Raw genomic sequence first — 25,669 nt, forward strand, 5'->3', positions numbered from 1 at the left:
GTAATGCTCAATGGCTTACGGAAAGGAAGAAAAAGGATGAAACAGAATCTTTTTATTCTAGCAAGCGCAATTATTTTAGTCTTAACGTTATTTTCTACGCAATTAACGAAACAACAGAAATTTGTCGCATACGCAGAAGCAAAACCGATGGTCGCAACTGATAAAGCAGGAAAAGAAGATCATTTTAATTTAGTCGATCAAGAAAAGTCAGCAAATGATGTGACGGTGGTTAACTGGAAGATGGTCGAAGAAACGGCAACTAAAATGGTAGCAGATAGTGATCAACGATTCAAAAAGAGCTGGGCAGTTTATATGATTAATGAAGCGGATGCTAAAGGCATTAACCCATACATTGTGTATGAGCTTTTAAAAGTAGAAACAGGTCATACCTTCTCGCCAGATTTAGTAGGACCAAAAACGATTTATGGTCATGCTTATGGCATGTCTCAATTTATGGAGAATACTGCACCATGGATAGCAGAGATGGCGGGTCTTCCTTATGAGAAGGAAATGTTATTTGATCCTTACTATGCTATTAAATTATCTGTGACCTATCTTGATCACTTGTATGGTGAATTTGGCAATTGGGATGAAGCTTTAACTGCATACCATCGAGGTATTGCTGGTATGAAGAATTATAAGACGAAAAACGGTACAGCTAGAAGTGAATATGCGCGTGTCATTCAAACAAAAGCAAATACACACGATGCAGTTGCAATCGCAAACTAAAATAGAGCTGAAGGGAAAGCGTTGAATCCCTTCAGCTCTTTCTTTTTTTGTGATAAATAGGGAGGGTTTAATCGTTCAGGCGCTTTGTAATAAACCGAATCTATGCTTGTTAATGTAAATATTAGTTGAAAGATTCAAACACAATCGCCATAATAGAGAATAGGATGAGATATTGAATTTAAATACTTTAAGATTTTGGTGAAGTGGGGGTAGCTATAATGGAATGGTTCGAGTTAGAATGGTTTAGTTTCGTCGTGGTAGGTCTAGGAACAATGTTTTTACTCGGGGAGTTTCTTGTTCGAGCGAAAGGTATTTTCTTCTTGCTAGGGTTAGGACTCATTACGACATATTTTCTGCAGTACTTAGATCCATCGATGTTTGTCATAATGGGAATTGTCTACGTTGGTGGTATCATATTAATATTTGTTGATGGTGAATACCTTAATGATGGGACATTAGCTGCAATTGGTGGCGTTTTGATGATTGTATCAGTTGGGATGAGTTCTCCAAACTTCACCGTCGGCACTTATGCAGTACTTGGGCTATTATTAGGTGCTGTTGCAAGCTTAGTTTGGTTGAAAATATTACCGAAGCGACAATTATGGGATAAAATAGCCTTAAACGACCGAATGACCGATGATCGTGGATACAGTTCAATTAATCCAACCTTTAAGGCGCTGATAGGTAAACGTGGTATCGCGGCTACAGATCTAAGGCCGGTTGGTCGAATCGAAATTGATGAAAATGAATTTAGTGCCATTACAAATGGCCACTACATTGAAAAAGGGACACCGATAGTTATTAAACAAGTCGATGGAACGCGTATTCTTGTTGATGAAATAACAGAAGAATAAGATAAAAAAACAATGTCAATTTCAATAATTCGATGACATTGTTTTTTTGCGGAAAAATTACTTTGTAAATTTAGTGTAAAGTTTTTAACGAAACCATTTACATTTCATTCACAAACCATTAATAATAGGGAAGGATTGTTGTATGATTAACAAATCAATCGTAATATTAAAAAGAGAAGGGATTGAATGATTGTGGAAATAGATGTTCAATCGATATTATTTGAGTTTATTGGTGGTTTAGGTATTTTCTTACTCGGTATTAAATACATGGGTGAAGGGCTTCAGAAAACTGCCGGCGATCGACTAAAAGATTTACTAGACAAGTTTACGAGTAATCCTTTCATGGGTGTACTTGCAGGTATTGTAGTTACGATACTTATTCAAACAAGTTCAGGGACGACCGTACTAGCTGTTGGTTTAGTAAATGCTGGTTTTATGACGTTACGCCAGTCAATTGGTGTAATCATGGGTGCGAATATTGGGACGACCGTGACTGCCTTCATTATCGGTATTGATATAGAAGCATACGCGTTGCCGATCCTCGCTCTTGGTGCAATGATGTTATTCTTTTTTAAAAATCAAAAATTACAAAATTATGGTCAAACAATCTTTGGATTTGGTGCATTGTTCTTCGGTTTAGATTTAATGGGAAGTGGATTATCCCCCTTAAGAGACCTCGAAGCTTTCCGTGAACTGACTGTACAAATGTCGGAAGTACCAATACTTGGTGTAGTTATCGGTATGGTATTTACATTTGTTGTCCAAAGCTCAAGTGCTACAATTGGGATATTGCAAAGCTTATTAGGGCAAGAAATGATTAAACTTGATGCGGCAATGCCAGTTCTATTTGGTAACAACATTGGTACGACGATCACAGCTATTATTGCTTCAATTGGGGCATCAATTGCTGCCCGTCGAGCGGCTTTAACACACGTGATTTTTAATCTGATAGGCGCAATTATTATTTTAATGTTGCTTAATCCTTATACAGCACTCATATCCTATATTTCAGAACAATTGGTACTGAATTCTGAAATGACAATCGCATTTGCCCACGGGATATTTAACTTTGCAAACGTGTTGTTATTCTTCCCGTTTATAGGTTTACTAGCTGCACTTGTAACTAAACTTATTCCTGGTGAAGATTCTGTTATGGAATTTGAGCCAACGCACTTGGACCCAATTTTCATTCAACAGTCACCTAGTTTTGCTTTAGAACAAGCAAAAGAAGAGATAATCAAAATGGCTGAATATGCATACCGTGGATTAGAGGAAACAGCTCTATTTTTAAACAATCATGATCAAAAACATGCGGATAATGCCTTTCAAATTGAAAATGCATTAAATAAATTAGACCGTGAAATTACGGAGTATTTGATTCAACTATCTTCGGCACAACTTTCTGATCAAGATAGTGAGAAACACTCGGCTCTAATTAATTCCGTACGTGATATCGAACGAATCGGTGATCACTTTGAAAATGTTGTGGAGCTTGTTCAGTTTAAAGTTTCTAATAAAATTGTTATTACCGACGGTGCTAAGGCAGATTTAAATGAGATGATTGAATTGACAAACCGCGCATTCCGCGAATCAATCGAATCAATTTCTGAAATGAACCGTGATAAAGCATTAGAGGTTGTTAAGTTAGAGAATCAAATTGATCGCATGGAAAAATCTTTCCGCAAAAAACATATTATTCGTTTAAATGAAGGGTCTTGTACGGGATCTTCTGGTATCGTTTATGTGGATATTCTAAGTAATTTAGAACGGATTGGAGACCATGCCTTGAACATCGCTGAAGATGTGTTAGGTGAAAAAATTCCTGAGACAGTTCACTAAAAAATTATTAATACAGCATGTCTTGAGTAAGTATGAATCCTTTCATACTTACTCAAACTGTTGTTATTACAGCTAACTCACAAATTGATCTATCTTTTTAAAGAAAGCTATTGACGATTTAAATTGTACGTGATATATTATTAAACGTCGCTGAGTTATTCATTGTTGCTCAGAAGATGATTATTCCACAGTAGCTCAGTGGTAGAGCAATCGGCTGTTAACCGATCGGTCGTAGGTTCGAGTCCTACCTGTGGAGCCATTATGGCGGTGTAGCTCAGCTGGCTAGAGCGTACGGTTCATACCCGTGAGGTCGGGGGTTCGATCCCCTCCGCCGCTACCATAATATTTTAATACGTTGATTTTCTATAATGGCGGTCGTGGTGAAGTGGTTAACACATCGGATTGTGGTTCCGACATGCGTGGGTTCGATCCCCACCGGTCGCCCCATTAAAGGACCCTTAGCTCAGTTGGTTAGAGCTATCGGCTCATAACCGATCGGTCGCAGGTTCGAATCCTGCAGGGTCCACCATTTGACGTATCGCGGAGGAATACCCAAGTCCGGCTGAAGGGATCGGTCTTGAAAACCGACAGGGGCTTCACGGCTCGCGGGGGTTCGAATCCCTCTTCCTCCGCCATTACAATTTTATATTTAGGCTCGGTAGCTCAGTCGGTAGAGCAACGGATTGAAGCTCCGTGTGTCGGCGGTTCGATTCCGTCCCGAGCCACTTAAAAAGACAACTTAGTTAGCTAAGTTGTCTTTTTTATGTTTAAATTTATCGAAAAGTGGAACTAGAAGAGAGTAAGTATACTTGGAAAAGGTGGGGATGTCGATGGACAAGGAAAAACAGAAAAACTTAAAAAAAATGTTAGAGAGTGAATTAAAAAACTTGCATGAAATAGTTAAACGACATAAAGAAGAAACATTAGCATCAACTGAACTATCTCATTATGATAACCATCCAGGCGATGAAGGTTCTGACTTATATAATGAAGAGTTACAACAAGCATTGAATGAAAAAGATCGTCAATACCTAGAAGAAATTAAAGCTGCCCTAACGCGGATGGAAATTGGCACATACGGAAAGTGTGAAGTTTGCGGTAAACCAATTGCCTACGCACGCTTAGAAGCACTGCCAACGACAACGACTTGTATTGATCATGCGGATACGGATGAGGCAGATCAAACCTATCATTCAAAAGAAGGTTTGGCGGTTGATGATGTTGATGCGCTAGCTCAATTAGAGGAATTTGGGTCTTCTGATTCAAAAGCTGAACAATCGAAACAAACAACGAAAGATCCATTTGATCACGTAAGTAAGGATTCGAAACATGTCTAAATAAATCGGACGTATTTTGATAAACGCGAGAAGCAAAACGTTTGCTTGAAATGTTTATCTTTGTTAAAGTATGGGTATAGTAATAGTGAACATTTTGTGAACTTTAATCTTTAAAAATATCAAGGAGGAATTTAACAATGAGTAAATTTGTATTACCAGAATTACCTTATGCATACGATGCACTAGAGCCTTATATCGATAAAGAAACGATGAACATTCACCATACGAAGCACCACAATGGTTATGTTACTAAATTAAATGCTGCGTTAGAAGGGCATGATGAATTAAGCGAAAAATCAATTGAGGATTTAGTTGCTGATTTAAATTCAGTGCCTGAAGATATTAAAACAGCTGTACGTAATAACGGTGGTGGACACTTAAACCATAGCTTGTTCTGGTCAGTTCTTACACCGGATAGTGGAAAAGAACCAACAGGTGAACTAAAACAAGCGATTGAGGAAAAATTCGGTGGTTTTGATGCGTTCAAAGAAACATTTGAAAATACTGCAGCGACTCGCTTTGGTTCAGGGTGGGCATGGCTTGTTGTTAATAACGGTAAGTTAGAAGTTATGAGCACACCAAATCAAGATAACCCAGTTACTGACGGTAAAACCCCAATTCTTGGCATTGATGTTTGGGAGCATGCGTATTACTTGAAGTATCAAAACAAGCGTCCAGAATATATTTCAGCGTTTTGGAACATCGTTAATTGGGAAAAGGTTGGAGAACTCTATAACAACGCAAAATAATCAAATACTTTTAAAGAATCTCATCTTAATTGGTGAGATTCTTTTTGTTTACCTGATAATCATGCTATAATTAAAATTCATGTACGTTTATCAATCACAATATGAAATCAAATATAAGGATGTCGATTATGGCTAAAAAGAAAAAAAGAACAACCATTCCAATCAGATTAAACGTTTTCTTTCTGTTTGTCTTCCTTCTTTTCTCGGTACTCATCTTACAACTTGGTGTCGTTCAAATATTAAATGGTGAGGAAGCTAGAGAAAAATTAAACGAGACAGAGAATACAAAATCAACCATCGCAGTCCCGAGAGGACTTATGTATGATCGTTATGGTCGATTAGTGTTGGACAATGAGCCGGTGCGCTCGATTACTTACACGCCCCCTAAAAACGGTGATTCTAATCAAACAAAGTTAGAAATTGCTGACAAGTTAGCAGCTTTAATGCGTATGGAAGAAAGTGATGAAGACTTAGACGAGTTAATTAGAGAGCGTGATAAAAAAGAGTTTTGGTATGTATACGATCGAGAACACCGCCTAGCCGTTCAAGAGCGATTAAGTGAAGAGGACAGTGAGCTAGATGCAAGTGCGCGTTATCAACGGGAGTTAGATTTGATAACTGCAGAGGATTACAACATGTTTGATTGGTCAGATCCGCACCTGTTAAACACTGTGGCGATAAAAAAAGAATTAGATCAAGCGTTCGAGTTATCTGCTCATACCATTAAAAACGAGGGTGTCACCGAAGAAGAGTACGCGTTGATATCTGAGAATTTAGGAGAGTTGCCGGGCATTGATGCAAAAATAGATTGGAATAGAGTACGTCCATATGGTAGCCTATTTCAAAGTTTTATTGGTAATGTGAGTTCCTCAGACGCGGGAATCCCGAGGGATAATCAAGAATATTACCTGAACTTAGGTTACAGTTTAAATGACCGAGTGGGAGAATCTGGGCTTGAATTATCATATGAATCTTATTTAAGAGGTCGTAAAGAAATTATCCAATACACAACGGATAATGATGGAAATATATTAGGTACCAATACCGTGCGTGAAGGCCAAAGTGGACACGATCTAGTTCTGACTGTAGATATGGATTTTCAAGCAGCGCTAGATGAAATTGTTAAAGACGAGCTTGAAACGTATATTAATCAGGATCCTTATCGAAATCGATTTATGTCAGATGCGTTGGTAGCCGTTTTAGATCCACAGACGGGTGATGTCCTGGCGTTATCGGCAGCACATTATAACCGTGGTGATAATGAATATGTTGATGAAGCATATCGGACGATCTATGATGCCCATATACCAGGATCAATTGTAAAAGGAGCAACCGTGCTCACAGGTTATCAGCAGGATGTTATTGATATTGGGACAGTTTTTAATGATCGACCAATTAAAATTGCTGGGACGCAAGTTAAAAAATCTTGGCGTGATTTTGGTTTAATCAATGATTTGGGAGCATTGGAACAATCATCCAACGTCTATATGTTTGAAATTGCCATGCGGATTTCTGGCGCCACATATAATTATGATGAACCATTATATAATTTTGACAGAAGTAGTTTTCAAACAATGCGTAATTCGTTCCATCAATTCGGGTTAGGATCTAAAACAGGGATTGATTTACCTTTTGAATCAACAGGGTATGTTGGAACGAACATCCAAGATGGTGGTTTGCTGTTGGACTACGCAATTGGCCAGTATGATACGTTCACAACGCTGCAATTGGCACAATATGTTTCAACAATTGCAAATGATGGTTACCGTTTAAGTCCGCGTATCGTCAAAGAAGTGCGGGAAACGAATGGAAATAAAGAGTTACTAGGTCCTGTGCTTGAAAGTTATAGTCCGAACGCTCTCAATCGTATTGCCGTAGATGAACGATATATCGAACGTGTCCAACAAGGATTTAGACAAGCAGCTACGGATGGTACAGGTCGAACACACTGGGCAAATAACCCCTACAACGTGGCGATTAAAACGGGTACTGCTCAAAATGAATTTACTGAAGATGGGGCAAAACAGTACACAAACAATTTAACTTTAGTCGGGTATGCACCATTTGAGGAGCCGGAATTAGCATTTGCGATTGTTGTACCACGTGCAGGCGTTGGTAACGATCAAAATGGAATCCATCACAACATTGGTAACCGTTTAGTTGATGAGTATTTTAAAATTAAAGCAGAACATAATCAAGGGATTACAGTATCAGAAGATGAAACCTTAGCAGACGGGGTAGCTAATACCGTTACTGAAGAAAATGATTAAAGCGATGGCCAACTTGGCCATCGCTTTAATCAACTATTAATTCTCTTTCGTTGCGATTGTTTCAACGACTTCGTCTAAGGACATATCACGGTTTAGTTCAAACTCACCAATTTGGATATTGGTTCCGTATCCGTTGTCGTAGAGATAAGTAACGAACTCATCTCTGGAGTCAATTAAACTAGCAACCATTAAATAATTTGCTACTTCTGTAATTGTCATACCAGGCTGGATAGAAAGAATAAAACTATCGGTTTCTGATGTCGTATCGCCGGGTGTATCTTCATCGGTCGAATTTTGATCGGGTTGTTCGGGGGAGGATGGCTCAGTACTTTCTTCAGTTTCTTCATCATTTTCAGAAAGATCATTCTCTTCAATTGATGTATTATTTTCATTTACTTGTGGTGTTGTTTCGTGTTCTTGGTCACTAATATAATAACCTTCGGCTGTTAATGCTTCAATCATCTCCTGAGTAGATTGTTCTTTTTCAACGATTACTGTTTCTGTTTCAAAGAAAAAGTAATAGTAAACAAGCATAGAGAGAGTAGCTGCAAACAGACCTAAGGAAAAGTATCGTAATGATTGCTTCATAACATATCCCTCTTATCTTGTTTTAATTAATTGATTGATGAGAATTTCAACATCGTAAGCACTCAGTTGAGTTATTTGACTAATTTGACTGATAGACTTTCCGTTCTCATAGAGTGCCTCTACTCTGGATTGAAGTGGCGATTTAGGTTGAGAAGTGAAATTGAAATCAAGTTCTTCAGGCATAAGCTCTTCTTCTAAAATTTTTATTTTTTTCTTTAATTGATAAGCTTCTTGCATTTGATTTAATGACAATTGTTCAAGTTGCGTTTCAATTGATTTAAATCGATCACTGGCGAAAAATGAACTAATAAACAATAGTGTGCTTATAATAAGTAATGTAATAATAACAGTTAACATGGCAACCTCCTTTATTTCTCCTTTAGTTATATCATACTTAGTAAAAGACAGCAAAAAGATTCGAGGGAAGATTATGCAAAAAACAAATAGATATATTTGTTTTTCCCTTGAATTATTCTTAAAGGTTTGGTAATATGAATTAGTCTGAAAATGATAATTTTTGATATTTGATAGCTGAAAAGTTTGGAGGGATAATCATGCGTGTAAACATCACTTTAGCGTGTACTGAAACAGGCGATCGTAACTACATTACGACAAAAAATAAACGTACAAACCCAGAGCGTATTGAAATGAAGAAATATTGCCCACGTTTAATGAAACATACGCTTCACCGCGAAACAAAATAAGTACACTAAAACTCTTATCGCAATTGGTGCAGATAAGAGTTTTTTGTATATAAGGTGGTTTTTATATGAGCGAACAAAGTAAATACCAACTAAGAAAAAAGCAGTTAGAAATCTTAGGTAACTTAACAGAGCGTGAAAGAGCGGAGATTTCATATGCATTACATAACGCGTTAACGAAAGCACCTGTATATAAAAATGCCGCGATTATCGGAATTACTTTAGCACAATCACACGAGTGGCATACAGACTTAATTATTCAAGAGGCTTTAAATGAAGGAAAGAAAATTGTTGTTCCTGTTTGTGAACCAAAAACTAAAACAATGATATTTTATCCGCTATCATCTATTGATGATGTTGCTCCTGGTCATTTTAATATTAGAGAACCAATCGTAGACCACGTAACGCCAATTGATAAAGACAAGATTGATTTATTGATTGTCCCTGGTTTGGTCTTTGATGAAGCACGTTATCGAATTGGTCATGGTGGAGGTTATTATGATCGTTTTCTTGCAACATTTTCCGGTGTGTCGTTATCTTTAGTATGGAAAGAACAAATGGTTAAACATTTTGATCACGAGTATTTCGATGAGCCGGTTGATCAATTAATTATCGTGGAGTAAATTATAAGATGACTTTGTTTACCAATTGACGAGCTTTTTTGTTATAATAGGAATGGTGATAAAATGAAAACGTACCATGATGTGCAAAAATTATTATTACGATTTGGAATTTATACATATATGGGTGATCGTGATGCAGAGCTAGAACTAAGTCTAATTGAATTAAAGGCACTAAGACATGAAGGTGTACTTACTGATGATGAGTATTATCAGTCATTGCGAATTATACTACACGAAAAATCAACCAATTAAAGAGAGGATTGAATCGAATGAAAAAATATCTTTTAGGTGTCGATATTGGTGGTACTACAATTAAAATGGGAATAATATCTGTGGAAGGTAAAATTATCGAAAAATGGGAAGTGACAACAAAGACAGGAGAAGAATCCGATCAAATTCCGAATGATATTTGGAACGCTCTACAATCAAAGTTAACAACACATTCAATTCCCGTAGAAGCTTGTTTTGGCATCGGGGTGGGCGCGCCAGGTTTTGTTGTGACAGATACAGGTGAAATCGCTCAAGCTGTTAATTTAGGATGGTTAGATTTCCCACTTGGAACGCTATTGCATGACCTCTCAAATCTACCTGTTTATGTAGAAAATGATGCAAACATTGCTGCGTTAGGTGAAAATTGGTTAGGTTCAGGTGATTTAGCTGAAAATCTGGTCGCGATTACGTTAGGCACTGGCGTCGGTGGCGGAATCATTGTAAATGGTAGAATTGTAAGTGGAACGAACGGTATGGCTGGAGAAATTGGTCATATGACGATGGAGAAAAATGGTGTCCCTTGTAATTGTGGACGCCGTGGTTGTTTAGAAACAATAACCTCAGCTACAGGCATCGCTCGAATTGCACAAGCGCGTGTGACAGCTGATTCTGACACTGAGCTTGCCCCATTACTAGAGAAAAAAAAGAAATTAACGGCTAAAGACGTATTTGATGCAACCAAAAATAATGACCGTGTTGCCCAAGAGATTGTGGCTGAAGTTGTTGATGTTTTAGGTTTAGCTATTTCGAATATCACAACGATTGTTAACCCTTCAAAAATTGTAATTGGTGGCGGTGTGTCAAAAGCTGGTGAAGAACTTTTAAAACCATTAAAAAAAGCTTTCGTAAGTTATGCATTGCCGCGCATTGTGGAAAGTACCTCGTTTGAAATTGCTGAGCTTGGAAATGATGCTGGCATTATTGGTGGCGCTTATTTAGTAAAACAACACCAATCTTAATGTAACCATTTGGAAAGAGATAACGTCTATACAGTTAATGCGAACAAAATATGTTTGAAGTGATCAGATCAGGGAAAACATATAAAGGTGGGTCTATTCACTTTAGTTTATAGCAATTATTGAGAATAGACGTTAAGGAGGACAATAAACATGTTCAAAAAGAAAGATTTTTTATCACTATATGTTATAGCTAGTTTGTTATTTGGCTTAAAGACATATGTGATGTATCGTTTCATGTTCACGATGGATATAGAAAATATCATGCAAGAGATCATTATATTTATTAACCCATTTGTGATGGCGTTCTTTATTTTAGCGCTAAGCGTTTGGTTGAAAGAAAAGACACAGCCTAAGTATATTAGAACAATGATGGTACTTGGTTCGATTATTTTATATTTAAACCTAGTGTTTTATCGAAACTTTGGCGATTTTCTTACAATTCCAATTTTATTTCAAGGTAGCAATGCTGCTGATTTAGGATCAAGTGTAGTTTCACTTGTTGAATGGTTTGATATTTTCTTATTTTTAGATTTAGCGATTGTTTGGTACTTAACTTCTAAGAAAAGAGACATTCACACCGTTAGTTTCCGCCCGAAGAAAAGATATTTAGTTTTAAGCTTATCTATAATACTCTTACTAGGAAATTATATTTTAGCTGAGATTGAACGCCCGCAATTGTTACAACGTGGGTTTGATCGTGAATATCTAGTGAAAAATATTGGTGTATTTAATTTCCACCTCTATGATGTTGTGCAACAGTCAAAATCTAAAGCGCAACGCGTCTTGGCAGATGGTAACGAACTGTCGGAAATCCTTGACTATATTGAAACTGAAACGACAGATCATACAGATACAGATATGTTTGGCGTTGCTGAAGATAAAAACGTCATATTTGTTTCTTTAGAATCATTGCAATCCTTTGTTATTAATAACACCTTGCATGGTGAGGAAGTGACACCATTTTTAAATGATTTAATTGAAGATAGTTATTACTTTGAGAATTTCTATCATCAAACGGAACAAGGGAAAACAGCTGATTCTGAGTTTATCGTAGAGTCAGGTTTATACAGTTTGCCAAGTGGAGCTGCTTATTTCACTCATAGTGAAAATGAGTACCAATCACTTCCAGAAATGTTAACCCAAAATGATTATTCAACATCTGTTTTTCATGCAAATAGTGCAAGTTTCTGGAATCGAAATGTCATGTATGAAAACATGGGCATTGAACACTTTTATGATATTAATGCCTATCACGTTACTGATGAGAATAGTGTAGGTTGGGGATTAAAAGATAAAGATTTCTTTGATCAGTCGATGAAATATTTGACGAATTTAGAAGAACCTTACTATACACGTATGATTACGTTAACGAATCATTATCCATTTACGTTGGATGAAGAAGACGCAACACTTGCACCATTTGATTCGAATTCAAAAACATTGAATCACTATTTTCAAACAGCACGTTATTTAGATGAATCGATTGAAGATTTTTTCACATCACTGAAAGCGTCAGGAGAATATGAGGATTCAATTATTGTCTTGATGGGTGACCACTATGGTATTAGTGATTTCCACAATCGTGCAATGGCTACCTATCTTGAAAAAGATGAAATTACAGCATTTGATCATGTCCAGTTACAACGTGTACCTCTCTATATTCATATTCCAGGTCATGAGGGTGAAGTTATTTCTGACGTGGCGGGACAAGTGGATATTAAGCCAACACTTCTTCATCTATTAGGTATTGACGAAACTGAAGAGTTAAGTTTTGGGACAAACTTATTCGGAACAAGAGAAAAGGCGTTTACTGCTTTAAGAGATGGTTCATTTATTACCAATGATGTTATTTATGCGAAAGGGAACTACTATGACCTTGAAACGGGAGAAATAACTGAAGAAAATCTTGAGGAACTTGCTAGTATTCGCGAACAAGTTCAAAAAGAACTTGGTTTTTCTGACCAGCTCATTTATGGCGATTTACTTCGCTTCCATGACATCAATGAATAATAAAATAAGAGCGCCTTATTCAACTTGAATAGGGCGCATCTTATTTTTTAATGTTTTTACTAGGAGAGGAGTCAAAACAATTGGAGATTAAACAACTTTCACTCGGTCAATTAGGTACGAATGGATACGTTATCAACGAACAAGGAAAAGCACTAATTATTGATCCAGGTGCAGAAGCTGAACGAGTAATGGAAACGGTTAAAACACTCGATAGTGAACCGCTTGCGATACTGTTAACGCATGCGCATTTTGATCACATAGGTGCAGTTGATCAGTTAAGAGAGACATATAATATCCCGGTTTATTTACATGAAGCAGAAAAAACATGGTTAATGGATCCTAAGTTGAATGCATCGACATATTTCCCATTAGGCGAAATTATTGCAAATGAGGCGGATCATTTTATGGTCGAAGGCGTCTTGTCGATTGGCCCTTTTCAATTTGATGTTAAACATACACCAGGGCACTCCCCGGGTGGCGTAAGCTTTGTGTTCGATCAACAAAATGTTGTCTTTTCAGGTGATTGTCTTTTTAAACGAGGGATAGGTCGTTTTGATTTACCGCAAGGAAATAAAGAGGTGCTGATAGATTCGATTACTCGTGTACTTTATCGATTAAACGATGCATGCATTGTTTACCCCGGGCATGGGCCTGAAACAACGATTGGCGAAGAAAAAGAGTCGAATCCCTTTACTTAAGGGATTGACTCTTTTTCTATGACCAATGGATAATTAAGTGATAGCTGATAAGGGGGGGAGGTCTGACTGACAATGTTTAATGTCCACTGCTCGTCTTCAAGGTAAAAGGTATATTTGGCAGTGCCGATAGGAAATTGATAATTACCTGTTGAAGGTACAGGTTGCGATGACCATGTATCAATACTGTTTTGATAAGTCATTTGATGGATCATCATATGGTCTTGATGTTCGCGTTCAAGATGAATGAACTTTTTCTCTGATTGATAAGCAAGTGTAATTAAAATAAAAAGTAAGCTCAGCAGCTGACTCACAAAGAAAATGTATAGTGAGATGGAACCTCTTTCATTGCTTATAAAAGGGAACGATTGATGTTGCAATTCTATCACCATTCTTTTTAATAACTGTTAAATTTAATTGCGCATTTACAAATGTTAAATCGAACTGATCTACATGGTGTAATAAAACTTCATGACCTGTTTGATTAACTTGACGTCGAATGACGCTTTGATATTTTTCAATTGTGACGACTTGTTTTTGATGATTTAAAATCAATAGTTGCTGATTTTTAACGGATATGATTTGTCCTGTTTGTATTTCGCGTTCGAGGAATCGAATAAATTGATCAGTGTCATAATGAGCATAATTTGTTTCTGGTTGTAATGCTTGCACGAGTAAAGGCAAAAACATTAGGACAATCAACAAGATTTGTAAACTAATAAGTACTTCAATAAGGGTAAATCCCTTTGAATTAAGGCGCATAATAAACGTCGATGACAATCGTTTTCTCACTGTGATTCACGTAACTTGCAACTGCTTTTAAAAAGGTTTGTTCTTGTGAATAGGCAATATTAACAGAGGTATTGAGGTATAGTTGTTCTATTTCTTTAGGGAAACCGCTGCCTGTTTCTTCTTGTAGTTGCGAGTAAACATACTGAGTCATTGCTAGCTCATTTCGATTTTCATGCATTTCTAACTTTAATTGATAAAGATAAGGTATAGTCGCACTTAAAATAACACTTAAAAGAGACAGATTGATTAACCACTCAAGCAGTAAAAAACCGTCAGCGCTCTTTTGTGATAACATACGCACGTCCTTTCCCAAACGGAAAATAGATTTGGTGTGAATAATAAGTTGTTGTCAAACGCATTTGTCCAGGCGATTTAAAGTTTCCATTTCGTGAAAAGCGTAAATGATATGATGTGGTTAGTAATTCTAACTGCCAATCTTTATTATATGTTCGTATCTCTTCCGGAGAATAAATGGGTGAATACCTAATCTCGTAGTTATATCTGTTTGGGTTTAATTGTATAGTCATATCCAGCGTGGTTATCATAGTCTTTTTTTGTACATAGAGTAAGTCATGCTCAAATTGAACATACCATAGCTGAAATTGATATAAGTCTTGTGATTTGGCGTAATGAAAACTGGAAAACATCAGAATTAGTTGTAAGAAACTTAGCACAATTAATAGTTCAATCAATGTAAAGCCAACTTGGTTATGGGACTGGGACATCTTCAACAAGATGTACTTTTTTATTTTCTGATGTTTCAAAAGCTAATACTATTCGATTAGGATCAATTATATCTGCTTTAAGATAGTCGTCATTTACAAGCGCTTGTAAAGATTCTGGATACTCGCCATTATCGAGATAATAAGCTTGTATTTGTGTGTTAACAAAACTAACCGTCGCTTCATCGCTTTTTTTTGCAATGTTCTCATTGTGGTTGCCGAGTCGAGGGGTAATTAAGACGAGCAGTAGAGCGATTACACTCATGACAATTAACATTTCGATTAAAGTAAATCCTTCTTCGTTTTGATTCAAGTGCATATGTGTGCAACTCCTCATGATTATTTTTAAAATAAAGACATTTCGACCACGCATTTCAAAACATGTTAGCATCTAAGTAGCAATTAAGTGGTGAATACGACTAAAGCAATTAAGAACTTATTAAACGATTTGAATCATGTCTAACATAGGTAATAAAATGGATAAATAGACCAAGACGATACTGACAGCGATGGTAACAAAGACAATCGGTTGGATCATTGTTAGCTTACGATCAACGGCTTGTGTTAACTGATCTAAAAGTAGACGCGTATAGGCAGTTAAATCGCGTTTTAATTGTGGATGAGGTTCTTGCTTTTTAAATATTTGATAAAGATCCTCAGTCAAGAAGGTTTCATTTAAGACTGCAAAATCAAGACTGGATCCATTGCTCAAGGCTTGCTCAAGCCGGTTTGTAATGAATGCAAAATAATTAGTGGACTGCTTTTCTGTTAAAGCGACAAAGCACTCTTTAATAGAAAGTTTACTTTCAAGTAACGCACCAATGTGCGTAGCAAGCATAAAACTAAAATAGTAGCGCAACAATGGAAACACAATAGGAATACGGCTAAGCATAGCGAGTTGTTTCGCTGTCTTTAATAGTCGTTTACTTAGAAGGATGAAGATTGTACCAGCAATTAATAGGTAAGCACTAATGACGAGTAAATTAAAAACAATGTCTACGGCTTGAGTGGAAAGGGTCAATAGTGATGACTCTACTTGATTTGTTTGATATAACTGCTGGAAATTAGGATAGACGTAGTGTTGGGTAAAGAACAGCATGAGTAGGAAGCTCATGATTAAGATAAGTGGATAACGCATTGTTTTTTTGAAAGATTGTTGAATCCTGAGCTGTTGTTTGATTAGTGCTGTGCTTTCCACAAAGGCTTCTGTTAAGTTTCCATGAATCAGTGCAAAATGCACAAAGGAGACGATTTGATGATGAAAACCAGTTTGATTAAGGGCAACATCAAAGCGGATGCCATTAGTTAGTGCAAGTGATAGTGACTGTGCAAGTGGTTGGTATTGTTTTTGCCATTGGATGATGATTAAAGCCTGATTAATTGAATAATGCTGCTGCAACAGTTGTCCAAGAACTTCAATGAAATGCAATTGTTGATCAAGGTTTAGTTGTTTAGTTTTATTGTGGAAGGGTGTCAATGTAACCATAAGCATAAGCCTTTCGTTTAAGTGATTTGAAATTGACAAAAGGTTCCGGTAGTATGTGTGGATTTTTCATGTATCGTTCTAAAGGAACGCCTGCAAGAATCTCTAAAATACCGGCGCGACGTTGTTGTAAGTGCAACGGTAATAATTCAATGGCGCAAATGCCAATTAGATTTTGTTCAATATCAATGGGTTTAACCCCCATCTCAATTAAGCGATGGATGGTTCCTACAGCATTCTTTGCGTGAAGTGTGGAAAAGACTAAGTGTCCTGTATAAGCGGCATGAAAGACGAATTCGGCTGTTTTATCATCACGTATTTCACCGACCATTATAATGTCGGGGTCATGACGCAGGGCGGCTTTCAATCCGGTTTGATAAGTCATGCCACTTTTTTCGTTTATTTGCACTTGCAAAAAATTTTTCATATCTTTTTCGATTGGATCTTCAAGTGAGATCGTTTGATAAGCGTGTTGTTCGAGTAGGTAATCAATCAAGCTATAGAGGAGTGTAGTCTTTCCAGATCCAGTAGGGCCTGTCAAGAGGATAATACCTGATGTGCGGTTGATTAATCTCTGCAGTGTTTTCACTTGATGAGGGAACAACAATAAGTCGTTGAGTGATCTTGTGCGGTTGTGAGGTAATAAGCGGACTGCTAGACTTTCTGATTGACGGACAGGCAGGGTGGATATGCGTAAATCGACCGTTGTTTCACTTAAGGACCATGTTAGTGTACCATCTTGGGGATGGCGAGATTCTCCGATATCCATCTGCGCTTGATACTTTAGGTAATTGATAAAGCTCGTATAAAAACTTAAGGGAATTTGCTGATAAGCAACACGCTTTCCTTGGATGCGTACGAAGAGTGAAACGTTTGTTTCACTTGGAATAAAATGAAAATCCGAGATGTGGTGAGTGACAGCATAAATTAAAATTTTAGTTAAATAGTGATCAAAAGTATTGATCTAGTTACACCTCCATTCAACATTTTGAAACAACGCCTTCATCATAATTTATATTCAGACGAAGCACAAGATAAAAAAGACAGGTCAGTCAGAGAGACTTTGTCATTTCAGATCACTAGTAGATGATTTTTTTCAATGATTGCGATAATACTTGAAAAGTGATAGAGTAATTGCAACTAATTAAATAACTGGCTATATAGAAGAAATCAGAAGAGGTGGGATGACTATGGACAGTGATGCAAGTGTTTTTTTAATTGGCTTTATGGGTTGTGGAAAATCAACCGTCGGTAAATATTTGGCAGATCAACTAGGTTATCATTATATAGATACAGATGAAGTAATTGTTGAGCGATGTCATCAATCAATTCCAGATATATTTAACGAATCAGGGGAAGGTTATTTTAGAGATCAGGAAACGTTGGCCCTCTGTCAAGTCCCTTTAAAACAGCATGTTATTGCGACAGGTGGTGGAATAATTGAGCGTGAGCAAAATCGCTCATACTTATCAGATCAAGTCGTTGTCTACTTAAAAACGGAGTGGGAAACAATCGTTAGCCGACTGCAAGGTGATCAAGCACGACCTATTTGGCAAGACAGTAAACGTGACAAGCAGCATTTGTATTATCAACGGGAAAAACTGTATCAGCAGACAAGTCAAATTGTTGTCACCACAGATGATAAATCAATTGGAGCTATTGTGCATGAAATCATTACAAAATTCGAGAAGATATCTATAAAATAACCAATAAAAAGAGAGAGTAGCTTTGAGCTGCTCTCTCTTTTACATGCAAAACAGGGTAGTGACTCCTAACCACAGAGTTCAATTATTTTGCTTTATCAGACTTTTTTATTTTACCTTTCCAATCTTTAAATCCACCTTTGAGATCGTAAATCTGTTGATAACCTTCTTTATGAAGTAACCAAGCAGCTCTTGCTGAACGCGAACCTGATTGACAATAAAGATATATTGGCATGTCTTTTCTTAATTCTTTTTTGCGTTGCTTAAGTTGAGTGACAGGTATATTTCTTGCCCCCCATATATGGCCAGCATCAAACTCTTTTTGTTCGCGAACATCAATTAATTGAGCTTTACGATAGCCTTCTCTGAACTGATCTTCGGATAAAGTGGTTAATATTTTTTTTGTTTTTAAATAACGATAAACAGTGTAACCGAGATAGATGAGTACAAAAGCAATTAATGCAATCCAATCCCATCCTAAACCTAATGTTAAATACATAATTTTATTCCCCTTTTTTTTCAGTCTGGTACCATTATACGATGATTTTTTCTAAAAGTGAACCGTTTTCCTTTTTTAATCGAATAATAGATAAGGTATGAAGGGAAAACACATTTTACTAGAATCCCTTCGTTCGCGTTGTTTTTTCTTTAGAGCCTTTTTAATCGGTCAAATTTATTGTATACTATATAATGATAGGAGGATGTTTATGCCAACGCCTAGTATGGAAGATTACATAGAACAAATATATTTACTTATCGAAAATAAAGGATATGCAAGGGTTTCTGATATTGCAGAAGCGATTGCTGTTCATCCTTCGTCAGTAACAAAAATGGTGCAAAAGTTAGATAAAGATGGATACTTGAACTACGAGAAATACCGAGGTTTAATCTTAACCAATAAAGGCGAACAAATGGGCAAGCGATTAGTTGATCGACATACGCTGCTCGAATCGTTTTTACGAATTATTGGTGTGAACGAAGAAAACATCTATCATGATGTGGAAGGCATTGAGCATCATTTAAGTTGGAATTCAATTGATCGAATTGTTGATCTTGTTTCTTATTTTGAAGAAGACGATGCGCGCGTAGAAGCATTAAAAAAGTTAAATGACCATGAGGTATAATAAGGAATCCTAAGCAGAGGCTACCGCTTAGGATTTTATTTGTTAAGTGCTTAACACCTCTGATCGTATAGAAAAGCTTTTATTTATTTAAAGAAGTCTTTTTTGACTTAGCCTTTTCTCCATCGATGACACGAAGGTGAGATGTTTTCTTCTTTTTTTTACGTTTTCGGCGGGATTGTGTTAAAACACTGCGCTTATTTTTTAGTTTATGTCGATTTTTAGACTGTTTAACAGCTTGCTTATATTTTTTCATATCGGTTGGTACTCGTTTTCTTAGAAAGAAAACGTAGATTACACCGTATATTGAAATTAAAATAGCGACTGTTAAAGCGAGTGAACGAAGGAATGCACCGGTATTAAATATGAGTGTATAGGTAAAACCAAGCATTGCAAATCCTAAAATGATGTAAACAATAAGCGGACGTTTAGTACCCATAAGGTAACCCCATTTCATAGTATGAATATTACGTGTGCAGCAGAGAAGCAATTGCTCCAGCGATGCTGCAAGAATAATTTTTTATTTGTCTGCAAAAGGAGAGGCTATCAATATCGATTACTAAAAGAAAGCAGCCACTCAGACAATTAGTACAACTATAAAAAACATACTACTTATGATACACTATTAAATGGCAAAGATAAATCAAGAAGGGTGAGTTATCGTGAATAAATTAGCAACGTTACGAACTAAATTAAAAGAAAAAAATGTCGACGCAATCATTGTTACTAATGGTTTTAATCGCCGATACATCAGTGGCTTTACCGGAACAGCTGGTGTTGTCCTTATCACTTTAGACAAACAACTCTTTATTACCGATTTTCGTTATACAGAACAAGCTCATGCACAGGCTGTTGGGTATAATATTGTAGAACATAAACAATCCGTTATAAAAGAATTAGCGCGTCTTATTAGTGAGCTCAAACTTGAAAAGGTAGCCTTTGAAGCTGATGATTTAACGTATGATGTCGCAAATCAATACAAAGATCAAATTGATGCAGAGCTAATCCCTACAGTAGATATTATTGCAACTATTCGAATGATTAAAACAGAAGAAGAATTATTAGTTATGCAAAAAGCAGCAGATATTTCTGACGCTGCGTATGCACACATCTTGAACTTTGTAAAACCAGGCATGACAGAAATTGAAGTCGCAAATGAACTGGAGTTCTTTATGCGTCAACAAGGGGCGACCTCATCAAGCTTTGATATCATTGTGGCGTCGGGTTATAGATCAGCTTTACCACATGGTGTAGCTTCTGAGAAGAAAATTGAAACTGGAGAATTGGTTACCTTAGATTTTGGAGCGCTATACCAAGGTTACTGTTCAGATATGACGCGGACATTTGCTGTGGGTGAAATAAATGATCAATTAAAAGAAATTTTCGACACGGTACTGGAAGCACATCTGCGGGGGTTAAAAGGGACAAAAGCAGGGATGACCGGTAAAGCAGCTGATGCGTTAACACGTGATTATATTAAAGCAAAAGGCTATGGTGAATACTTTGGTCACGGTACAGGCCACGGTCTGGGTCTTGAAGTGCATGAAGGCCCGCGTTTATCACCAATGGGAACCATTACTTTGGAAGAAAATATGGTCGTAACAGTTGAACCAGGAATTTATGTACCGAATGTAGGTGGATGTCGAATTGAAGACGATATCATTATCACTAAAACAGGCAATAAAAGCTTGAATAAAGCACCAAAAGAACTTATTATAGTATAGTTAATAGAAATTCTAGGAGGAAATAGAATGATTTCAGTGAATGATTTTAAAACAGGCCTCACAATCGAAGTAGATAATGGCATCTGGCAAGTATTGGAGTTTCAACACGTTAAGCCAGGCAAAGGGGCTGCCTTTGTGCGTTCAAAATTACGTAATTTGCGCAATGGGAATATTCAAGAAAAAACGTTTCGTGGTGGCGAGAAAGTTGAAAAAGCACATATTGAAAATCGTAAAATGCAATATTTGTATGCTTCAGGTGAAATGCACACATTTATGGATATGGAGTCTTATGAACAATTGGAGATTCCCGCTAAACAGATTGCATATGAATTAAAGTTTATTCTAGAAAATATGGAAGTGCATGTTATTTCATATCAAGGCGAAATTCTGGGTGTTCAATTACCGAACAATGTTGAACTTGAAGTAACAGAAACAGAGCCGGGAATTAAAGGTGATACAGCAAGTGGAGGTTCTAAACCTGCAGTGACTGAAACGGGATTAACTGTACAGGTTCCTTTCTTTGTAAACCCTGGTGATAAGTTAATTGTTAGTACAACAGATGGTAAATACGTATCTCGTGCATAATGATTCAAACACTGATTAAATATTTAATCAGTGTTTTTCTTTCTTTCGCAAAACACAATATCAACACTTCAATTGAAGTGCAATTCCTAGAAACAAAGAATTCTTGAACTTTTGTTCAACATCTTATAGAATGAATAGAGGAAAGATTAGTACCTGTTATTAATATTTAGTAATTATTATTTAATTTCGGAAAAAATAGGAGAGATAAACATGTTTAATATAACTGATGTCAAACAATTAATAGAAGCAGTTGATGCTTCGTCAATTCGAGAATTATCATATGAAGGAGAAGAAGGGAAATTAACGTTACGAAAAGATACCCATCAAACGACGCATACTGCTGTTCAACAACCAGCAACTGTCGAGCCAACACTAGCGCCGGTCGAGCAGAAGCCTGTAAACGATGAAGCGGTCGCGGTGAATTCAGAAAAAGAAGTGAACTATGATCATGTGATTCATTCGCCAATGGTGGGTACTTTTTACTTAACTTCTTCACCGGATACACCACCTTATGTCGAAGTTGGCGATACAGTTACAGAAAAAAGTGTGGTTTGTATTATTGAAGCGATGAAGTTGTTTAATGAGATTGAAGCTGAAGTTGATGGCACTATTGTTGAAATTCTTGCTAAAAATGGTGAGCTTGTTGAATACAATCAACCTTTATTCGGCATAAAAAAGGCCTAGAGGGGAGATGTATTTATGATTAATAAAATATTAATTGCAAACCGTGGAGAAATAGCTGTACGTATTATTCGTGCTTGTAAAGAATTAAACATTAAAACTGTTGCAATATTTTCAGAAGCAGATCGAGATGCGCTGCATGTACAACTTGCTGATGAAGCTTATTGTATTGGCCCAGCCAGTAGTCAAGAAAGCTATTTGAACTTTACGCCAATTATGAGTGTGGCTAATCTAACAGAAGTTGACGCGATTCATCCAGGGTATGGTTTTTTAGCCGAGAATGCGGATTTTGCTGAGTTATGCGAGAAGTGTAACATACGATTTATCGGACCAAGTGTTTATGCGATTCAAAAAATGGGAACTAAAGATGTAGCAAGAGAAACGATGAAAAAAGCGAATGTTCCAGTGGTACCAGGTTCAAATGGTATTATTCAGTCAGAAGAAGATGCCATTGAAACGGCTGAAAAAATTGGTTATCCAGTCATTATTAAAGCAACTGCAGGTGGTGGTGGAAAAGGAATTCGTGTGGTCAGGGAGCGGGATCAGCTTCTTAAATCCATTCGCGTTACTGAACAGGAAGCGGCAAAAGCATTTGGAAACCCAGGTGTGTATATTGAAAAATTCATCGAAGATTTTTCGCATGTAGAGATACAAGTACTGGCAGACCACTTTGGAAATGTGATACACTTAGGAGAGAGAGATTGTTCCGTTCAACGTCGATTGCAAAAACTAATCGAAGAAACACCTTCACCCGCAATTAATGACAGTATACGCGAGAAAATGGGTCAAGCTGCTGTAGCCGCAGCTGAAGCTGTTGATTATCGTGGTGCAGGTACGGTTGAATTTATCTTTGATAAAAAGTCTAGCCAGTTTTATTTTATGGAGATGAACACACGCATACAAGTAGAACATCCTGTTACAGAAATGGTCACAGGCGTTGATTTAATTAAAGAACAGATATATGTCGCGGATGATATTCCGTTACGGTTTACACAAGCCGATGTTAAATTTGATGGTTGGGCAATTGAGTGTCGAATCAATGCTGAAGATCCATTTCGTTCATTTATGCCAACACCAGGCACGATTGACTTCTATTTAGCACCAGGCGGCTTCGGCGTAAGGGTAGATTCAGCTGTATATCCTGGGTATAAAATCCCTCCGTACTATGATTCAATGGTAGCCAAGCTAATCACTTATGGAAACTCACGATCAGAAGCGATTGACCGTATGAAGAGAGCCCTTGATGAGTTCTTCATTGAAGGGGTAAAAACAACCATTCCCTTCCATAAACGCGTGATGAATCATCCTGTCTTTTTGTCTGGTGATTTCAACACTAAGTTTTTAGAGGAGAATCCGATTATTGATGATTAATTCTTCGGCAGACAGAACAGCTCGATTAACGTTTAAAGGGGTAGATCGATGATGAGTGAACAAACATTACACGTTAGTGAAGATTTAAAATTTGGCAAGGTTGAGATTGCACCTGAAGTAATTGAGGTCATCGCAGGAATTGCGACAACTGAAATTAAGGGTGTTTATGCAACGCGTGGTAATTTTGCAGTGGGTATGGCTGAGAAATTTGGCCTTAAATCACCGGGCAAAGGTATTAAAGTCGAATTAGTTGACGAAGGCGTACGTATCGATGTTTTTGTTGTATTTGACTACGGGGTAACCATTCCAGTCGTTGCACAAAAAGTCCAATCAAATATTCGACAAGCACTAATCAATATGACATCATTAGGCGTTGAAGAAGTGAATGTTCATGTTGTCGGTGTACAGATGGATAAGGAAGAGCCCATTTCAGAAGAATAAAATGACTTGAATCACCAAACGAGAGTAGACGCTCCTTTGGTGATTTTTAAATTTCAATTTTATCATGAAGAATCATGGATTTATCTTTATTAATGTGGGGTACATGTGATAATATTAATCTTTAGTAGAAGTAAACGAGTGAGTAGACTGTTTGAACAAGGAGAATAAATATGAATCGAAGATTAGCCAGAGAAAAAGCTTTCCAAGTCCTTTTCTCTATTGATAATGAGGATTTTGATCCGAGGGTTGCACTTGAGTTAAGCATGGACGGGGAAGAAGCGAATGAGTTTCTTACAGCACTTATTTATGGTGTTGTTGAAAATAAAAGCGACATTGACGAACAAATCACAGATGCTTTAGAGAACTGGTCGTTTAAGCGATTAGCAAATGTCGAAAAAACGTTATTGCGGATTGCAACGTTCGAGATGACATCAGCTATTGATACCCCAGTTGGGGTAGCGATAAACGAGGCGGTTGAACTAGCTAAGGTGTATGGCGATGATCAGTCTGGAAAGTTTGTGAATGGCGTACTCTCAAAAATAAACAAATAAAAAGGGGATGACGTTTTTGGCTGCAGAAGTAATTTATGGTGATCAACTTGCACAATCATTACGTGAAGCAATGAAGGAAGAAGTAACAGCGTTAAAAGAAGAAGGGTTACAACCGCGTTTAGTCGTTGTTCTTATTGGTGATGATCCTGCCTCGAGATCGTATGTGTCTGGGAAGCAAAAGGCAGCCGACTTTATCGGGATTGATTCGGAATTAATAACTTTACCTGATTCAACAACAGAGGAAGCGTTACTTAGCTTGATTAGCAAATTAAATCAGGACCAAAGCGTCAACGGTATATTAGTTCAATTGCCGTTACCTAAACAAATAAATGAACAAGCAATTATTGAAGCAATTGATCCGAGTAAAGATGTCGACGGCTTTCACCCGATCAGTATTGGTCGGATGTTAACAGGCCAAGAAACATTCTTGCCGTGTACACCGTTTGGAATCATTACGATGTTAAAATCTAAAGAAATTGATCTTGAAGGTAAACATGCAGTCATTGTCGGTCGCAGTAATATTGTTGGTAAGCCAGTAGGACAACTGCTTTTAAATGAACATGCGACAGTAACTTATACGCATTCACGCACAAAAGATATGCAAGCCTTGACGAAAAAAGCAGATGTTTTAGTCGTTGCAGTAGGCCGGGCAGGGATGATTACGCAAGAGTATGTTAAGCCAGGCGCTGTCGTTATTGATGTCGGTGTCAACCGGACAGAAGCAGGGACATTAACGGGCGATGTTGATTTTGAGTCGGTTCGTGAAGTGGCTTCATACATTACCCCGGTACCAAAAGGTGTAGGTCCAATGACAATTACGATGTTAATGAAGAATACAATTAAAGCCTGTGTGAATCAAAATAAAAAGTAA

At 37.2% G+C, this 25,669-nt stretch carries 32 protein-coding genes and 6 tRNA genes; 27 read left to right on the forward strand and 11 right to left on the reverse strand.

The genetic code is table 11. The features are described 5' to 3' along the window. Positions 1 to 36: 36 nt before the first annotated feature. The 12 genes from DES38_RS04670 (at position 37) to DES38_RS04725 (ending at position 7,778) form a co-directional block, all read left to right on the forward strand. On the forward strand, positions 37 to 729 hold the full coding sequence (locus tag DES38_RS04670; RefSeq protein WP_110250943.1) for a lytic transglycosylase domain-containing protein: 693 nt from the start codon (positions 37 to 39) through the stop codon (positions 727 to 729). A 218-nt stretch (positions 730 to 947) separates the two neighbouring features. Further along, positions 948 to 1,583: an NfeD family protein gene (locus tag DES38_RS04675; RefSeq protein WP_110250944.1), complete on the forward strand. Its 636-nt coding sequence runs from the start codon at positions 948 to 950 to the stop codon at positions 1,581 to 1,583. A 192-nt stretch (positions 1,584 to 1,775) separates the two neighbouring features. After that, positions 1,776 to 3,422: a Na/Pi cotransporter family protein gene (locus DES38_RS04680; protein WP_110251155.1), complete on the forward strand. Its 1,647-nt coding sequence runs from the start codon at positions 1,776 to 1,778 to the stop codon at positions 3,420 to 3,422. Positions 3,423 to 3,606: 184 nt separating this feature from the next. Next, positions 3,607 to 3,681 (forward strand) — tRNA-Asn (locus tag DES38_RS04685). A 4-nt stretch (positions 3,682 to 3,685) separates the two neighbouring features. Continuing rightward, a tRNA-Met gene (locus tag DES38_RS04690) sits at positions 3,686 to 3,762 on the forward strand. Positions 3,763 to 3,793: 31 nt separating this feature from the next. Then, positions 3,794 to 3,869, forward strand: a tRNA-His gene (locus tag DES38_RS04695). 5 nt (positions 3,870 to 3,874) lie between these two features. Continuing rightward, positions 3,875 to 3,951 (forward strand) — tRNA-Ile (locus DES38_RS04700). Positions 3,952 to 3,964: 13 nt separating this feature from the next. Continuing rightward, positions 3,965 to 4,057 (forward strand) — tRNA-Ser (locus DES38_RS04705). Positions 4,058 to 4,074: 17 nt separating this feature from the next. Further along, positions 4,075 to 4,147 (forward strand) — tRNA-Phe (locus DES38_RS04710). A gap of 105 nt (positions 4,148 to 4,252) precedes the next feature. Next, on the forward strand, positions 4,253 to 4,759 hold the full coding sequence (locus DES38_RS04715) for a TraR/DksA family transcriptional regulator (protein WP_170114332.1): 507 nt from the start codon (positions 4,253 to 4,255) through the stop codon (positions 4,757 to 4,759). Positions 4,760 to 4,896: 137 nt separating this feature from the next. Further along, a complete protein-coding gene (locus tag DES38_RS04720; RefSeq protein ID WP_110250946.1) occupies positions 4,897 to 5,508 on the forward strand; it encodes a superoxide dismutase in 612 nt (203 codons plus the stop codon). A 128-nt stretch (positions 5,509 to 5,636) separates the two neighbouring features. Further along, on the forward strand, positions 5,637 to 7,778 hold the full coding sequence (locus DES38_RS04725; RefSeq protein WP_110250947.1) for a peptidoglycan D,D-transpeptidase FtsI family protein: 2,142 nt from the start codon (positions 5,637 to 5,639) through the stop codon (positions 7,776 to 7,778). 36 nt (positions 7,779 to 7,814) lie between these two features. On the opposite strand, the gene DES38_RS04730 is transcribed toward DES38_RS04725, so the two are convergent. Both DES38_RS04730 and DES38_RS04735 read right to left on the reverse strand, forming a co-directional pair. After that, positions 7,815 to 8,366 (reverse strand): hypothetical protein, encoded by a 552-nt coding sequence (locus DES38_RS04730; RefSeq protein WP_110250948.1) that lies wholly within the window; start codon positions 8,364 to 8,366, stop codon positions 7,815 to 7,817. A 12-nt stretch (positions 8,367 to 8,378) separates the two neighbouring features. Further along, a complete protein-coding gene (locus DES38_RS04735; RefSeq protein ID WP_110250949.1) occupies positions 8,379 to 8,723 on the reverse strand; it encodes a hypothetical protein in 345 nt (114 codons plus the stop codon). A 197-nt stretch (positions 8,724 to 8,920) separates the two neighbouring features. Here DES38_RS04735 and rpmG point away from each other — a divergent pair, with 197 nt between their 5' ends. From rpmG to DES38_RS04765, 6 genes are all read left to right on the forward strand, one after another. Continuing rightward, positions 8,921 to 9,070, forward strand: a complete 150-nt coding sequence (gene rpmG, locus DES38_RS04740; protein ID WP_110250950.1) for a 50S ribosomal protein L33 — start codon at positions 8,921 to 8,923, stop codon at positions 9,068 to 9,070. Between the two features lie 65 nt (positions 9,071 to 9,135). Then, on the forward strand, positions 9,136 to 9,690 hold the full coding sequence (locus tag DES38_RS04745) for a 5-formyltetrahydrofolate cyclo-ligase (protein ID WP_110250951.1): 555 nt from the start codon (positions 9,136 to 9,138) through the stop codon (positions 9,688 to 9,690). A 63-nt stretch (positions 9,691 to 9,753) separates the two neighbouring features. After that, entirely contained in the window at positions 9,754 to 9,942 is a 189-nt protein-coding gene (locus DES38_RS04750; RefSeq protein WP_110250952.1) for a YqgQ family protein, read from the forward strand. Between the two features lie 17 nt (positions 9,943 to 9,959). Beyond that, entirely contained in the window at positions 9,960 to 10,919 is a 960-nt protein-coding gene (locus DES38_RS04755) for an ROK family glucokinase (protein WP_110250953.1), read from the forward strand. Positions 10,920 to 11,069: 150 nt separating this feature from the next. Beyond that, on the forward strand, positions 11,070 to 12,929 hold the full coding sequence (locus tag DES38_RS04760; protein ID WP_110250954.1) for an LTA synthase family protein: 1,860 nt from the start codon (positions 11,070 to 11,072) through the stop codon (positions 12,927 to 12,929). A gap of 80 nt (positions 12,930 to 13,009) precedes the next feature. Continuing rightward, on the forward strand, positions 13,010 to 13,627 hold the full coding sequence (locus tag DES38_RS04765; protein ID WP_110250955.1) for an MBL fold metallo-hydrolase: 618 nt from the start codon (positions 13,010 to 13,012) through the stop codon (positions 13,625 to 13,627). Here DES38_RS04765 and DES38_RS04770 read toward each other — a convergent pair. The 7 genes from DES38_RS04770 to comGA all read right to left on the reverse strand — a co-directional run bounded on the left by DES38_RS04770 (position 13,624) and on the right by comGA (position 17,585). Beyond that, positions 13,624 to 14,004 (reverse strand): hypothetical protein, encoded by a 381-nt coding sequence (locus tag DES38_RS04770; protein WP_146206353.1) that lies wholly within the window; start codon positions 14,002 to 14,004, stop codon positions 13,624 to 13,626. The two genes, DES38_RS04765 and DES38_RS04770, sit on opposite strands and share 4 nt — an antisense overlap. Next, the gene (gene comGF, locus DES38_RS04775; protein ID WP_110250957.1) at positions 13,970 to 14,386 is read right to left on the reverse strand and encodes a competence type IV pilus minor pilin ComGF; all 417 of its coding nucleotides are present in this window, start codon (positions 14,384 to 14,386) and stop codon (positions 13,970 to 13,972) included. Before comGF ends, DES38_RS04770 begins: the two co-directional genes overlap by 35 nt. Further along, positions 14,376 to 14,711, reverse strand: coding sequence for a hypothetical protein (locus tag DES38_RS04780; protein WP_110250958.1), 336 nt, complete (start codon positions 14,709 to 14,711; stop codon positions 14,376 to 14,378). The genes comGF and DES38_RS04780 overlap by 11 nt, the downstream gene beginning before the upstream one ends. Further along, complete coding sequence (gene comGD, locus DES38_RS12235) at positions 14,689 to 15,141, reverse strand: competence type IV pilus minor pilin ComGD (protein WP_425450534.1); 453 nt, start codon at positions 15,139 to 15,141, stop codon at positions 14,689 to 14,691. The genes DES38_RS04780 and comGD overlap by 23 nt, the downstream gene beginning before the upstream one ends. Next, positions 15,125 to 15,457: a competence type IV pilus major pilin ComGC gene (comGC, locus tag DES38_RS04790; RefSeq protein WP_170114334.1), complete on the reverse strand. Its 333-nt coding sequence runs from the start codon at positions 15,455 to 15,457 to the stop codon at positions 15,125 to 15,127. Before comGC ends, comGD begins: the two co-directional genes overlap by 17 nt. A gap of 120 nt (positions 15,458 to 15,577) precedes the next feature. After that, the gene (locus DES38_RS04795) at positions 15,578 to 16,624 is read right to left on the reverse strand and encodes a type II secretion system F family protein (protein ID WP_170114335.1); all 1,047 of its coding nucleotides are present in this window, start codon (positions 16,622 to 16,624) and stop codon (positions 15,578 to 15,580) included. Next, the gene (gene comGA / locus DES38_RS04800) at positions 16,596 to 17,585 is read right to left on the reverse strand and encodes a competence type IV pilus ATPase ComGA (RefSeq protein ID WP_110250962.1); all 990 of its coding nucleotides are present in this window, start codon (positions 17,583 to 17,585) and stop codon (positions 16,596 to 16,598) included. Before comGA ends, DES38_RS04795 begins: the two co-directional genes overlap by 29 nt. 226 nt (positions 17,586 to 17,811) lie before the next feature. Between comGA and DES38_RS04805 the strand changes: the two genes are divergently transcribed. Beyond that, positions 17,812 to 18,327 (forward strand): shikimate kinase, encoded by a 516-nt coding sequence (locus tag DES38_RS04805; protein WP_110250963.1) that lies wholly within the window; start codon positions 17,812 to 17,814, stop codon positions 18,325 to 18,327. A gap of 82 nt (positions 18,328 to 18,409) precedes the next feature. Here DES38_RS04805 and DES38_RS04810 read toward each other — a convergent pair whose 3' ends face one another. After that, on the reverse strand, positions 18,410 to 18,823 hold the full coding sequence (locus DES38_RS04810) for a rhodanese-like domain-containing protein (RefSeq protein ID WP_110250964.1): 414 nt from the start codon (positions 18,821 to 18,823) through the stop codon (positions 18,410 to 18,412). A 208-nt stretch (positions 18,824 to 19,031) separates the two neighbouring features. Here DES38_RS04810 and mntR point away from each other — a divergent pair, with 208 nt between their 5' ends. Then, complete coding sequence (gene mntR, locus DES38_RS04815) at positions 19,032 to 19,448, forward strand: transcriptional regulator MntR (RefSeq protein ID WP_110250965.1); 417 nt, start codon at positions 19,032 to 19,034, stop codon at positions 19,446 to 19,448. A 79-nt stretch (positions 19,449 to 19,527) separates the two neighbouring features. Here mntR and DES38_RS04820 read toward each other — a convergent pair whose 3' ends face one another. Beyond that, positions 19,528 to 19,884: an SA1362 family protein gene (locus DES38_RS04820; protein WP_110250966.1), complete on the reverse strand. Its 357-nt coding sequence runs from the start codon at positions 19,882 to 19,884 to the stop codon at positions 19,528 to 19,530. 223 nt (positions 19,885 to 20,107) lie between these two features. Between DES38_RS04820 and DES38_RS04825 the strand changes: the two genes are divergently transcribed. From DES38_RS04825 to folD, 7 genes are all read left to right on the forward strand, one after another. Further along, positions 20,108 to 21,169: a M24 family metallopeptidase gene (locus tag DES38_RS04825; RefSeq protein WP_110250967.1), complete on the forward strand. Its 1,062-nt coding sequence runs from the start codon at positions 20,108 to 20,110 to the stop codon at positions 21,167 to 21,169. Positions 21,170 to 21,196: 27 nt separating this feature from the next. Continuing rightward, on the forward strand, positions 21,197 to 21,754 hold the full coding sequence (gene efp / locus DES38_RS04830; protein WP_110250968.1) for an elongation factor P: 558 nt from the start codon (positions 21,197 to 21,199) through the stop codon (positions 21,752 to 21,754). A gap of 210 nt (positions 21,755 to 21,964) precedes the next feature. Further along, positions 21,965 to 22,438 (forward strand): acetyl-CoA carboxylase biotin carboxyl carrier protein, encoded by a 474-nt coding sequence (accB, locus tag DES38_RS04835; RefSeq protein WP_110250969.1) that lies wholly within the window; start codon positions 21,965 to 21,967, stop codon positions 22,436 to 22,438. A gap of 15 nt (positions 22,439 to 22,453) precedes the next feature. Beyond that, positions 22,454 to 23,806, forward strand: a complete 1,353-nt coding sequence (gene accC, locus DES38_RS04840) for an acetyl-CoA carboxylase biotin carboxylase subunit (protein WP_110250970.1) — start codon at positions 22,454 to 22,456, stop codon at positions 23,804 to 23,806. 51 nt (positions 23,807 to 23,857) lie between these two features. Continuing rightward, positions 23,858 to 24,247 carry an Asp23/Gls24 family envelope stress response protein gene (locus tag DES38_RS04845; protein ID WP_110251156.1) on the forward strand — a complete coding sequence of 130 codons (390 nt, stop codon included), beginning with the start codon at positions 23,858 to 23,860 and terminating at the stop codon, positions 24,245 to 24,247. Between the two features lie 170 nt (positions 24,248 to 24,417). Next, positions 24,418 to 24,798, forward strand: coding sequence for a transcription antitermination factor NusB (nusB, locus tag DES38_RS04850; RefSeq protein WP_110250971.1), 381 nt, complete (start codon positions 24,418 to 24,420; stop codon positions 24,796 to 24,798). Positions 24,799 to 24,814: 16 nt separating this feature from the next. Further along, positions 24,815 to 25,669 carry a bifunctional methylenetetrahydrofolate dehydrogenase/methenyltetrahydrofolate cyclohydrolase FolD gene (gene folD, locus DES38_RS04855; RefSeq protein ID WP_110250972.1) on the forward strand — a complete coding sequence of 285 codons (855 nt, stop codon included), beginning with the start codon at positions 24,815 to 24,817 and terminating at the stop codon, positions 25,667 to 25,669.

Origin of the sequence: Streptohalobacillus salinus (assembly GCF_003201605.1) — a bacterium.
GTDB lineage: Bacteria > Bacillota > Bacilli > Bacillales > Amphibacillaceae > Streptohalobacillus > Streptohalobacillus salinus.